This window comes from Vibrio sp. 10N.222.52.C3 (genome assembly GCF_041474195.1).
GTDB classification, from domain to species: Bacteria; Pseudomonadota; Gammaproteobacteria; order Enterobacterales; family Vibrionaceae; genus Vibrio; species Vibrio crassostreae_C.
Map to the genome: position 1 here is coordinate 15,081 of NZ_JBFRTQ010000096.1, position 12,947 is coordinate 28,027.

Here is a 12,947-nt window from a genome sequence, read left to right on the forward strand (position 1 = left end):
ATTGTCTAAGATTAGATCTTCAATCCCTGCCCTAATATCACAAGGCAGACGCATAAAGCATAAGGAATTTGCTATGGAACACGGCTCTATTAACTACATTGAATTTGCTGCGAAAGACATCGCCGCAACTAAGGCATTTTTCAGTCAAGTGTTTGGTTGGAGCTTTGAAGACTATGGCCCTGAGTATTCTGCGTTTGAAGGCAAAGGCTTAATGGGCGGCTTCTATTTGGCGGATCTGGCGTCGAATACGGATAATGGCGCGGCGCTGATGGTTTTTTATAGCCAAGATCTTGAGCAAACCGAGCGCGATGTAATTGATGCTGGTGGTCAGATAAACCGTGAGATCTTTAGCTTTCCCGGCGGCAGACGTTTCCATTTCAGAGAGCCAAGTGGCAACGAGATGGCAGTGTGGAGCGATAAATAGAGAGACTCTCGCACTGTTTTATGATTGAACTGTTTAATGTCTGAAAACGAGACATAAAAAAGCCTGCGATAAAATGCAGGCTTTTTAGTCTGTTCAGTAGAGAGCACATTTAACGTGCGATTACGTGCGCTCAGCTAGGTACGCTTCGTAGTCTGGGATCTCGATGATTACTTCTTCTTCAAGCAGTGAAGAGTTAAACAAGAAATTAGCGGTAGCGCGGTTAGTGGCCACAGGAATGTTCCAAACACTTGCGATACGAAGCAGTGCTTTTACGTCTGGGTCATGTGGTACAGCATTAAGTGGATCCCAGAAGAAAATCAGCATATCGATCTTGCCTTCAGAGATAAGCGCGCCAAGTTGTTGGTCACCGCCCATAGGGCCGCTGATCATGCTCTTGATTGCTAAGTCTGTCTCTTTACTTAGTAAAGAACCAGTCGTGCCCGTTGCGTAAAGGAAGTGCTTTTGTAGTTTTTCTTTGTTCTCTTTGACCCATCTTAGTAGCTCAGGTTTGAAGTGGTCATGAGCGACCAAAGCGATATGCTTGTGTGTTGGCATAGTGCGCGTTGTTTTTTGCATGAATGTTCCCTAAATTGTTGTTTCGTTTTTATTGTTTTGAGTTCTTCAGCCAATATAGCACTATGGATTCACACTGAATACCGGACGAAACTCAGAAGGTGACAATGAGTCGGCGATAATTTGATCTTTGAGAGTTGCAGGTGTCAGCGCTTCGATAATCGGTGCGCTGTGTTGCTCGTAAGGTTGACCGCGTAAGTAACTCGTGGCTTGTTTTACCGACAAGCGACCTTGCTCAACCATTTTATCGGTTGGCGCAAAAAGTACCTTGTTACGAAGTAAACCACGGTAGGTTCCGTGACTTAAGTAACTCGAAATTAACCCAATCTCTTCGGTTTTATCGGCCGCTCGTAGCTCACTGATCGCTGCTTCAATCGCGACGGCACTTCCGACTATATATTGGATATCCGGCTCCTCGATCACCTGTTGTACTAGGTTTCTTTGCAGTTCTTTATCGTTATCTGCCCAATAGCTGATCGCGATTTTGATATCACTCGACTTGATCGCATCATAAAACCCCAGTGCCACAGGCTTAGTGCCGCCACTTGCTTGTGGACCAAGTAACAGGGCGATAGGTGTTTCGCCTGATCCTTTCGGGTGTCGTTTCGACAAAAAATCTCCGACTTGGTATCCCATTTGGTACCAATCGACACCGACCGTACCTTTTAATACCTTCTGTTGTTCTTCATTGACGGTTAACTCATTTACCGTAGCAAACACAGGCGTCGAGCCAACCCAATCGCTGAGATTGTCATGATACGCATCGGGTGAAACCGTACCTAAAATAATGGCATCGGCTCCCCATTGCGTGCAAAGCACCAGTTGCGAGGCTTGTTTGGCCACGTTGGGGTAACCGCCAGCTTCCAATACTCTTAGCTCAACTTGCTGCTTTTCTGCTTCAGAGATCATTCCATAGTTTACCGACAACCAATAAGAGTCTTTGAGGTGCGGATAAATGGCACAGATTTTCTCTTTTTGTGATGTGGCATTGGCGGGTTTTATTGGGCTCAAAGGCTCACTAGCACCTGCGACAGTAGTCACTGAGGCCAGTAGTGAGAGAAGAATTATTGAAGCGAAAGGTCTAGATAGCATGAATTGCCGTTTTGTTGGTTTTAGATAAGAAACACTGCAAAATATAGCGTATTCTGCATGGGTAAAGAAGAACGTTTTAAGGTTTAGAGTTTATGTTGTTAGCTTCAGCGAGTATTGGACGCAAGCTGCTGGCCTCATTCTTAGTGATGGCACTGTTGGTTCTATTGTCTGCATTGATCGGTGTTTCTGGTTTTAGCTTTGTAGCCAAAACGGAAAGAAACGTCGTTGATTCGGCGCTTCCTGCCATGATCGAAGCTCGTCTGGTTTCTGAGTTGAGTAACCGTATTATTTCGTCAGTACAAACACTTTCTAATGCGAGAAACGAAGCTGAAAGAAAAGAGGCTGGCACCGTACTGTTTGACCAACTTGAGTCGCTTCTTCAACATATCAAAGAGCTTGGTGTCGACAGTTTCGATTCTCAGCTCCTCAATAAACTCGAAAACAATGTTCAAAGCGTTATTAACACACTGGCTGAGTTGGGTGTGTCGGTTGAGCGTAAGCTTTGGTTAAGCAAAGAGTTGTCGTCTCGTGTCGAAGAGATGCGCCTATTGGCCGAAGAGCTAGAGCAGTTGACGCGAACCCAAGTTTTGAACACGGCTACCATTGCGGTTGCTAACGTCACGCATATCTATGACCTGCTAGAAACCAAAGAAACGGATAAAGCCTACCAAGCCTTAGATGCGCTTGTAGAGGTTGACCTTGATTTGTCTGAGCGCCTACACGAATTGCATTTGCTGGCGTTCAAAATGCTTAACCAAATTGAAGAAACGCAAACCGTTACCAACGTAGAGCGTATTCATCAAATCCAATCAGAATTTGAATCCAACCTAAGAATCATGGCGCGCCGCGTTAAAGCGGTCGAAGATCCTACTCGTTCAGCGCAGATGTCTCAGCTTCTAGAAGAGCTCAGAAAACGCCAAGTCGTGTTCGATATTTCATTAGAGCAATATGAGAACACCAAAAAGTCAGAGTTTCTGATGCAAAATACGTTGGAGCTGTTCTCTCAGCTGAATACAACGGTTAACCAACTGGTTGATGATTCAAACCGCAGTACCAAAAAAGCGGTTGATGAGCTGACCAGCACATTGAATTTGGCTCAATGGTCACTGTCTGTGATTTCGGTTATTGGTTTGGTTATCGTTGCATTTATCGTGTGGCGAGTGGTGTATATCTCGGTTGTTAAACGTCTTACTGAATACTCATCGGCCTTGATGTCTATCGCACAAGGTCGCCTGAATATTGATATCTCGGTAAAGGGTAATGATGAGCTGGCTCATATGGGCGAGGCGATCATCACTGCCAGAAACACCGCGCAGGCGCTACAAGTGGTTGCGGTGGGTGAAGCAAAGGCGAAACGCGAACTTGAAGAGCACAAAGAACACTTAGAAGAGTTGGTCACAGACCGAACCTACCAGCTGCAAAAGACCAATGAGAAGCTGAACATCGAGGTAGGGAACCACGCTAAGGCTCGTAACGCCGCAGAACAAGCAAGCCGCGCAAAATCCGCTTTCCTTGCGACGATGAGTCATGAAATACGAACGCCGATGAACGGTGTATTAGGTACTGCAAGATTGCTCAAAGATACCGGGTTAGACCCGCTGCAATCCGGCTATGCAGACATCATTAACCGCAGCGGTAAGAACCTACTCGCGATTTTGAATGACGTGTTGGATTACTCAAAGATTGAAGCAGGGCATTTAGAAATCCGCACTGCTTCGTTTGATCTTCATCAGATGGTTCAAGATACCTACCAATTGATGGAAGGGCGTGCCGCTGAGAAGAAGCTGAACTTTGATTTCCATATTGAAAGTGATGTGCAACGCTATTGGCGTGGTGACGTAACGCGAATCAGCCAAATCTTGAATAATTTGGTCGGTAACGCGATTAAGTTTACGGAAAGTGGCTCGGTCGATATCTTTATCAGCTTAGATATCGAAGATGAAAATCGAGTGATGTTTGAAGTGTCAGATACAGGTGTCGGTATTGATGCTAGCGAACAAGCTTGTCTGTTTGATGCCTTTACCCAAACCGATAGCGGTCGCAACAAAACCGGCGGCACAGGGCTTGGATTAGCGATCAGTAAAAGCATCATGTTGGCAATGAACGGGGATATTGGCGTTCATTCTGAAGAAGGCGAGGGTAGCCAGTTTTGGTTCTCACTGCCACTTGAAGCCGGTGAGAAGATAGAAACGAAAGTACCGGTCATTGAAGCGTGTATTCGAGCTAAAGTATTTCTGATTGAAGATAACCCCGTAAACTGCATCGTTGCTGAAGGCTTCTTGCATAACTTGGGGCACGAGGTTGTGATTGCGACAACCGGACAAGAAGCGAGAGCCATATTCAGTGAGCAAGAGTTCGATATTGCGCTGGTGGACATTAACTTACCCGACTGCGATGGCGTCGAGTTAATTCAACAACTCAAAGACGATGCGCTTCAGCATAAAAGTGAAGAAGACGTAATTCGAAAAGTACCCCCAATGATCGCAGTATCGGCTCATGTGTTTAACGAAGAAGTGGAAAGCTATTTGTCGTCTGGCTTTGATGGATTCTTACCTAAGCCGTTAGAGAAGGAAGCATTATCGGAATTGATTGTTGAGCAGTTGGACGGTCACACGCTGTTGCTGCCTCAGCCGGATCCGTCAGATGCTGTTTGCTGTCAGCTAAACTCTAAACCTCAGGAAACCGAGCTAGACTTATCAGCATTGGCATTTGCAAGCTCGACACAACGAGCAAACCAAGACGCGGAACATAATCAAGGAGAACCGATTGTGCAGATGATTAACCCTAAGATTATCAAAGACGACTTGGCCATTCTCGGTCGAGAAAAAATAGTGCAGATTGTTGGGTTGTTTGACCAAAGCAGCCAAGTCACTCTCGATGAACTGATTGTGGCAAGTGCCGCTGACAACGCTCGTGAAATTAAGTCTTTAGCTCATAAACTGAAAGGGTCTGCCGGCAGCCTAGGATTATCTGCACTGTTTGCTTTATGCCAGAGCATTGAAGCGAGCGAGGATCCATTACTTCAATATCGCGATAATGCAGACTCATTACCTGAATTGGTGAAAGACTCGTTAGCAGCGCTCCGAGAGCAACTATAGAGTGGCTATTGGGCGGAAAGCCCCAAAATAAGAACAGAAAACAAAAAGCAGGCTATTTCTCCGTTTTAATATGAAGAAGTGACCTGCTTTTTTATTGTCGAATAAGAATCTAAGTAAGGCTTTCAAGGAACGGCTCTAAGCCATCTTGATATGTCCAGCAGCTTTGATCTTAACGTGAACCATATTGCCTTGTAGGTAGCTTAATGGAATCTCGCTGCGTTCAATGATCGCGACATTATCGCTGCATGCGCCAGTTTCAATCGCCAGTTGCTTTGATTGCGCTTCCAAGCCCTTTAAGGTCTCTTCACGTGATGCTGGGTCAATCGGTACGATCTTATCGAATTGACCTGATATTTCACCCAATGCAACACCAATCGCATTAGCCACTTCAAAGTGCTCAGGACGAACCACTTGGCTCACACCTTCAAAATGATCTGGGAATAGTGCACTACCGCCACCAACCATAATTACAGGTACACTTGCTGCAGAAGTCTTCATCTTATCGATGCCTTCCTCAACGTCAGTCACCATTTGTTGATACACCTGACTTGCTTGCTCGCTCGAGATACCAATCTCATCACTCAGTTGATGTTCTGCCTGCCACTGCATTTGTCCTGTTTTGAGTGCAATATCGGTGAGCGTAAGTTCATCACCACCAAAGCTACGCGCCGTTTGCGTCAAGGTATGGCCAACACTTTCTGGGCCTAGCTCTATACGCTGCTGTTCAAAGCGAACCTTGGTACCACCACCAATGGCTAACGCCAAAATATCAGGCATACGGAAGTTGGTTCTCACTTCACCGATTTCTACTGCTAAGCTCGATTCTCTTGGGTAGCCGTGAGTCAGTACGCCGATATCAGACGTAGTGCCGCCCACATCGACCACAATCGCGTCTTTTAACTTAGTTAAGTGACTCGCTCCACGAATCGAGTTTGTTGGCCCACAAGCCACGGTAAGAATCGGGTACATCAATGCGAACTGCTGTGACATCAGTGTTCCGTCGTTCTGACCGAAATAAGGCGTGGTGTGGATTTCATGATTGATGAGTGCACTGCAAAAGCCGTCAACGAATCGTTTTGCTGTACCTTGCAGAGCCGCATTGAGGATAGTGGCGTTCTCACGCTCTAAAAGCCCTAAACTGCCGACTTTATGGGATAACGATAGGTTCACGCCCGGAAGTTCTTGTTGAATCCACTCTGCTGCTTGAAGCTCTTGGTCGCCGTTGACGGGAGAGAACACACCGCAGATAGCAATGGAATCTACATGGCCTTTCATTTTCTGGCAAAGCTCGCGGATCTCAGACTCTTGAATATCGGCAATTAACTGGCCGTCGTATTCATAGCCGCCGTGCGCTTGGTAGAAGTGCTGACCAAGCAGGTTTTGCCACGCTTTGCTCCAACCACAGAGTGGCGGGACGCTATCACCACTGGGAAGCGCTAAGCGAATCATGCCGACTCTGTCTAAGCCTTTTCGTTCAACAATTGCGTTGGTGCATTGAGTGGTGCCAAGCATCGCGTGTTTCACTTGCTGACCATCAATGCTTGCTTGGTTTAATAGCGCAGAAATCGCGTTGTCGATCCCTGTTGAAATATCATGTGTGGTTGCGGTTTTTACTTTGGCAATCACATTTAAGTCTGCGTCGAGCAGCACACCGTCGGTATTGGTGCCACCTACGTCAATGCCCAAACGGCAGTAATCAAGCGTAATGTTTGTCATGCGACTACCTCTTCAATGCAGACTTTAGTTGTTCAATGGTTTGATACTCGACGGTGTAGCCAAAGTAACCCGGGCCCGCGACTTCAATACCTTTGTCAGTGCGCCATTTGGGGTCGCAAGGGTAGGCGATAAGGTCGATGCGCTGCCCGTAACGAAGTTGTTCGGTTGTGATTGGCTTGCCGGTTTCATGATCCAAGATCGAAATAAGATCCGGTGTTGATGCCAGCAGGTTATCTTGGCTCATGTCTGCGCGGCTTGTACCTTTGTGCGCGAGAAGTAATTCGTTTTGGAACTGCACAAACACGTTATCGACGCCGGTATCTTCAAACTGAGCCAGCTTTTCAATCACGACACCACCTGTTGCAAAACCACCATCGGTTTCACGTTGAATATCAACAATCTTGCCACTGATGATGGTATGGCCGCCGACAATGTCTAATACGGCCTGTGTGCCACTTTTATTGTTGTCGTTCGCCAGTCTAATCGCTTCACCAATCTTCATTGCTTGGGTCAGTGTTGCAGGCAGTGCGCTGCGTTTTAGGTTCTTACCGTTCATTGGGTAATCGCACATTGCTGCAGAGCCGCCCATCTGCTCGGTAATTGGCCTCGCAAACTTTTCAGACCAAATACCGTCAATTGGGTAAAGCGTGACCACATTGCCCCGCTCATCGGCCAATGTGTTTGGGGCAGAAGGGAGACCATCAAGAAAAAAGGTCACCATTTGAGCTTCTGGGAACGCACGTCCCATCGCATCACAATCGATCACAGGAATGTTCTTTTGCGCTGCAACGAGAATTGGAATCAATGAATTGAAGCCGCCTACTTCGATAGGAAACGTTGCCGCTACTTCAGTGCCGAGCGCTTTTTCCATCGCTTCGAAAGCAATCAACATTTGATCTTTCGAATTGAGTTTCTCTACTGCGACTGTTGGTGCGCCAATCATTGAAGAGGGCACTGTCATCCAATCGTCTTGCACGTCTTCTAAAGGAATCATGCGTACAGGGTGCTTTGCCGTTGCAATGGCTACTTTCGCCATCAAGGCACCGCTGTATGGGTCACCGCCGCCGCCAGTACCTAATACCGTCGCACCCAGCGCGATATCATCAATCATTTGTTCAGTAATAATCACAACTACTATTCCTTATCACTTGAAGGAGAAAGCTTCATTAGGGCGAGGTAAATCACACCAGCGGCAAGAATGCCGTCTAACGCCGAGATGCTGGTGAACGAAAACAGGTTGAAAAACTCTGGTGCAGTACAAGCGCTGAATGCAGTACCAAATGCCCAAGAAGCCAAGCCTTTAAACATCCAAGCTGGAACTTGTTGGATGTTCTCAAAGCTCATTTTTGTCGAATCTAAAACATAATATTGAACGATGTAGACACCCGCAGCAGGCGCAATGGTTACGCTGAGTAGCATTAAGAAGTCGGTAAACTTGTTCACCATGCCGAGTTGAGCGATACCAATGCCGACGATGGTCATGATCACAACCAGAACAGGGCGCGGAATCTTAGGTAGAACCATCGACATGCATAAGCCGCCAGAGGTTAGGTTGCTACTGTTGGTGGTCCATTGTGCGAATACCAGTACTATAATGGCCGCCATGCCTAAACCTAGGGTGAAGAAGACTTCGACTAGGTCGTCGGTGCCGGTCATTTTGGTCAAGATCAATGCGATAAGAATGATGGCACTGTTGCCGACGAGGAAACCGATACCCGCTCCTAAAATCGCATCACGGCGTGTTTTGGCGTAGCGAGCAATATCAGGTGCAGCAACCGCAGCTAGAATCCAGATAGACATAACAAAAGAGATGGCTTGGCCAAGCGTCAAAGGATCTTCAATCGATGGCGCTGCGCCACCTTGATAATCAGCAGCCATAAACAAACCGATGGTAATCAACGTCACCATCAATGGAACAGAATAGGTACTGAGTTTGCCTAAAGCACGAACGCCATAGATAGCCGTCATCATCATTAACACACTGCCGCCAATAAGAGCGGTGAGGTGTGAAATTATGATGTCGTATTTCGCCAGTGCATCGACCATGATGAAAGCGAAGAAATCAGCCTGGAATGCGAACCAGCCGACTAATGAGATGCCGTTGATGAAGCCAAGAATTTTACCGCCGTTACGGCCAAATACCGCGCTGCTCACCAGCGGGGTAGACACGCCAGCTTGAAAGCCAATGTTGGCACACAGCATCGCGATGATCGCCAATAAGCCTGAACCAATAAACGTGGCAAGCAGTGCGTCTTCAAAACCAATACCGCTGCTTAGAATCGAGCCGAGAAACAGTCCCGAAATGTCGATGCCGATTGCCAACCAAATAAGGCTGATGACCCACCAAGATCGTTTGGCCTTCTCGGGAACGGGTTCCAACTCGAAGTCATCTATCTTTTTGTGGCTGTGTGTTGCTTCGGGTTTATTCACGTAAGCTTCTGCCGCCATAGTGCCATCCATGCATTGTTATTCCATAAGTGTGAATAAAGCATACTGATGTATTTATTGTTAATAAATGAATATAATCAGATGTAAACATAACAAAAAACAAATGTGAGTGGCAAAGTGAATCCAAACAATAAGTTAGATAAAAGAGACCTACGTAGATTAGAGCTTTTTTGTGAAATTGTTGAACAAGGAGGCATCAATCAGGCGGTCGCAAGCACTGGGATTAGTCAACCAGTGCTGAGTAATCAGCTTATTGCCTTGGAAAAAAGCTTAGAATTAACATTATGCCAACGTGGTCGACGTGGTTTTAAGCTGACTCATGAAGGTGAGCAAGTGTATAAATATGCGAACCAACTAAAATCGACCTTAACCGACTTCGCTTATAAGTTACGAGGTGTACAGACGGAACTCTCTGGGCATGTGCGAATTGGATGTTTGGATAACACCGTCACTTTGCCTTATAACCCACTTCCCAAAGCGATCGAGACGTTTTACCAACGCAGTAACAGTGTTGAGGTGAGTGTTGATGTCGGGGATTTCACCCAGTTGAATGAGAAGTTAGCAAAGAACCAGATTGATATGATGATAGTGGTTCTAGGGTCACATCAAAAATCAGCGTTTCAACATAAATACCCACTGTTTGAAGAGCACAGTTATCTGTATGCGCGTAAGGATCTGGCTGAGAAGATCATGGACAAGGATTTCTCATTGGATGGCTGTCGTATCAACATGGGCGGCTATGCCAAAGATGAGATGTTCCGATTACTGAATATTGAGCAGTACGATTCCGTAAAGCCTTTTGATGGCTGGCATGTCGAGTCGGGTGTAATTTTAACCTTGGCGGGCACACACCTGAGTTTTTTACCGTCTCATTTAATCGACCGTGGCCATTATGACCAAGCCTTGATTCCGCTTCAGCCCGAGAAGTGGAGCCTTAAGAGTCAGTTTTATGTGGTGTTGAAGCAACCTGTAGATTCCCTTTCCCCCGCCGCGCGTGCGTTTTTTGATGAGCTACACCAACCGGAAGCATCGGATTCAATCTAGAGAGCTTTTCGCTTCTCAAGAGCACTTCTCGCTTCTCAATAGCACCTAAGATACTTTTCCCCATATACAAAAAATCCTCGGCCAAGACAGAGGATTTTTGCTTTTATGCTTTATGAGTGAAAACTAACGGTTCTCGAAGCGGTTGTAATCCAACAAGCCGAACTCGATCGGTTGATCTTGTTGATACCAACGATGTACACGATCACTGAACGGCCAGAACTCGTTAGAACTGCGTCGTACCGCAAACTTATCTAGCAGCGCCACGTAGTCTTCTTCTGTGCTTAAGTTTTGCAGCGTTTTAACCAGAGTAGGAATCTCGCTCTCGGTTAATGATAGGTAAGCCGCAGGGTAGCTACCGACAACGCCTCGTACGAGGGTAAGGTCATCATTGGCGTAATCACGGTTACCTTCTTCATTAAACAAGCTAGAAATGTTGCTGTGCGCGTTATTGTGAATCATGGTGAACAGTTGCTCTTCGCCGTTTTCGCCTTCAATCATGATCATCACTAATTGAGGCACATGACGCAGGCCTTCGCCCTTTATCAAATTCACTTGGTTAAGCAGTGCTTCATTCTTCCTACCAAAACCTGTTTCAACAATCTCAAAGCGATTATCGAGAACAGGTGCGAGCTTATCTTTGATCATATCAAGCAGTTCGTGTTTCGGATCCGCCGTTTTGTAAACCACGCTGGTCGGCTGATCAAAAGGTGCAATGTTTCGCTGCAAATAGTCACTCAGTTGTGCGCTTTGGTTCTGGTACCAACTAGAGTGTTCAATGTGACGAACGTCTTTAGGAAGAAGGCTTAAGAAGTTACTCTCACCTTCAAGACGCAAGAAGTCCATGAACATGCGTGTAATCAGCTGGTGGCCAAAGTTGCCGTAAACATCGAAGCCTGCAACGAGAAGATAATGAATACGCTCTAGAAGAGCATAATCAAGAATCCACGCAGTCTTAGGTTGCGTGCCAACTAACCCTTGTACAACAGAGGCGCTATCGAAGTGCCTAAATACGGTGAGAGCAGCATTCGGGTTGATGCCATCGCCATCCCAAATGATGCCAGTGTCTAGGTGGACGCCACTCTCGAACCATTGGTTAGTGAAGTCTGATTTCGCGTTTAGGTATTGCGCTTGTTGCTTTGCGTATCTTACCCAGTTGGTCACAGGTACGGTGTTACTTTTTAGTTCGCTAGGTAGCTTTAAATTTTTCTTTTGACTTGCGTAGAAGGCGTTGATTTCCGGAACATCGGCTTTCTCTGGGTCGATGAAGAAAACCCAAAAACGGTCGTTAATTACGTTCAAGGCAAGTTGACCACGACACACAGGTCCTTTGATATAGGCCATGATGGTGTTTTGCGCGTTATCTAACATGAAGTTGAAGCGCGAGTTTACTGGCAGTGCTTCAAACGAAGTCATTGGGTTAGCTGAAACATCGATGTCGTAACTAGGTAGTTGTTTTACTTCGTAATTTACGTCGACAAACCAGGTATTCCACTTTTGTAGACGCTCTTTATTAAGTGCGAAAGGCATGTGCGTTTTGTCGACGATAGTGCCTTGTTCTGGAATCAGACGGTAGTAAACACGGTCTACTTTTGGATCGTCATAAGGGCGACGAGTCGTGATGCGCTGTACCGCTTCACCTGGTGGTGTTGCAGAGCGAACAACAGTGAAGAAGCGTGTTGGCTGAGCTAAATCAGAAAAATAGACATGAGATAAAAACAGGTGCTCGTAGATGTAACGTGCTGAAAGTTGACTCTTATTGTCACTCTTGTTTAAAAAGCTTTCGTAGACATTAACGAGCTCTTGTTCTGCATCAGTCAATGGAATGTGGTCGTTCATTAACGCGCCATTTTCCAACCAACTCATTAAAGTCGCGTATTCGGTTTTGTCTAAGTTTGGCATCCCATAAGGCATTCCCCAAGTTGGGTAATCTCTCTCGTATTGAGCGTATTCTTCAATGGTTGGGCACTGTTGGTCGCGGTCGATTGAAAAGTCGAAACCTTCAAGCTGGGTTTGATCGGGCAGAGGGTGATTCTCTTTCTGGATCAACATACGAGAAACAAGACCAGCATCGAGGTTAGCCGTTGAGTTCTGCATACGCTCATTGAGGACAGGATGAAAATCCGCATCGCGCCACTCTTGCGTGGTTAAAGCATCTTCAAACAAGCGAGTAGGGGCTGATGCCGTTAAGCGGGTGCCTTGATAAACGAGTGCTTTGCTCGCACCTCGGTCTATACCTTCCACTGAAGACATTTTGAGTTGGCAAGGGGCATCATAACAAGCGTGGCAAACCACGCATCGGTTATCAATGATGGGCTTTATTTCGTCAATGAAGTGCTGTGCTTGAGCCGAAAGAATAGGTGCTTGGCGATCGCGTACTTGTTGTTCACCAAACAGTTCGTCGAAGTTTAAACCCGCGTAGACGGCACAACCTGAGAAGACGCTAACAAAAGCTAAAATGAAGAGTTTTTTTAAATTCATACGTATTTAAATATTAGGCATTTTCTATAATTATATCGAAAATGATTGAAAATGCTCATGTTCTAACAATTTTG

The 12,947-nt window shown here is 46.1% G+C and carries 9 protein-coding genes; 3 read left to right on the forward strand and 6 right to left on the reverse strand.

The genetic code is table 11. From position 1 onward, the window contains the following. The first annotated feature begins 73 nt into the window (after positions 1-73). On the forward strand, positions 74-424 hold the full coding sequence (locus AB4517_RS15750) for a VOC family protein (protein ID WP_017071128.1): 351 nt from the start codon (positions 74-76) through the stop codon (positions 422-424). A gap of 120 nt (positions 425-544) precedes the next feature. On the opposite strand, the gene AB4517_RS15755 is transcribed toward AB4517_RS15750, so the two are convergent. Then, a complete protein-coding gene (locus AB4517_RS15755; protein ID WP_017060888.1) occupies positions 545-1,000 on the reverse strand; it encodes a methylglyoxal synthase in 456 nt (151 codons plus the stop codon). A 60-nt stretch (positions 1,001-1,060) separates the two neighbouring features. Further along, the gene (gene torT, locus AB4517_RS15760; RefSeq protein ID WP_029235253.1) at positions 1,061-2,089 is read right to left on the reverse strand and encodes a TMAO reductase system periplasmic protein TorT; all 1,029 of its coding nucleotides are present in this window, start codon (positions 2,087-2,089) and stop codon (positions 1,061-1,063) included. A 92-nt stretch (positions 2,090-2,181) separates the two neighbouring features. On the opposite strand from torT, the gene torS reads away from it, so the two are divergent. Then, positions 2,182-5,187, forward strand: a complete 3,006-nt coding sequence (torS, locus tag AB4517_RS15765; protein ID WP_372148644.1) for a TMAO reductase system sensor histidine kinase/response regulator TorS — start codon at positions 2,182-2,184, stop codon at positions 5,185-5,187. Positions 5,188-5,322: 135 nt separating this feature from the next. On the opposite strand, the gene AB4517_RS15770 is transcribed toward torS, so the two are convergent. From AB4517_RS15770 to AB4517_RS15780, 3 genes are read right to left on the reverse strand one after another with little or no spacing between them, the layout of a single operon-like run. Further along, a complete protein-coding gene (locus tag AB4517_RS15770) occupies positions 5,323-6,903 on the reverse strand; it encodes a hydantoinase/oxoprolinase N-terminal domain-containing protein (RefSeq protein ID WP_372148646.1) in 1,581 nt (526 codons plus the stop codon). Positions 6,904-6,907: 4 nt separating this feature from the next. Then, entirely contained in the window at positions 6,908-8,032 is a 1,125-nt protein-coding gene (locus AB4517_RS15775; RefSeq protein WP_017064776.1) for a DUF917 domain-containing protein, read from the reverse strand. A gap of 5 nt (positions 8,033-8,037) precedes the next feature. Beyond that, positions 8,038-9,363 carry a cytosine permease gene (locus tag AB4517_RS15780; RefSeq protein ID WP_017064775.1) on the reverse strand — a complete coding sequence of 442 codons (1,326 nt, stop codon included), beginning with the start codon at positions 9,361-9,363 and terminating at the stop codon, positions 8,038-8,040. Between the two features lie 93 nt (positions 9,364-9,456). Between AB4517_RS15780 and AB4517_RS15785 the strand changes: the two genes are divergently transcribed. Beyond that, positions 9,457-10,395: a LysR family transcriptional regulator gene (locus AB4517_RS15785; protein WP_017071124.1), complete on the forward strand. Its 939-nt coding sequence runs from the start codon at positions 9,457-9,459 to the stop codon at positions 10,393-10,395. A gap of 123 nt (positions 10,396-10,518) precedes the next feature. Here the strand turns inward: AB4517_RS15785 and AB4517_RS15790 are convergent, their stop codons facing one another. After that, entirely contained in the window at positions 10,519-12,873 is a 2,355-nt protein-coding gene (locus AB4517_RS15790) for a fatty acid cis/trans isomerase (protein ID WP_372148648.1), read from the reverse strand. Positions 12,874-12,947: the final 74 nt, after the last annotated feature.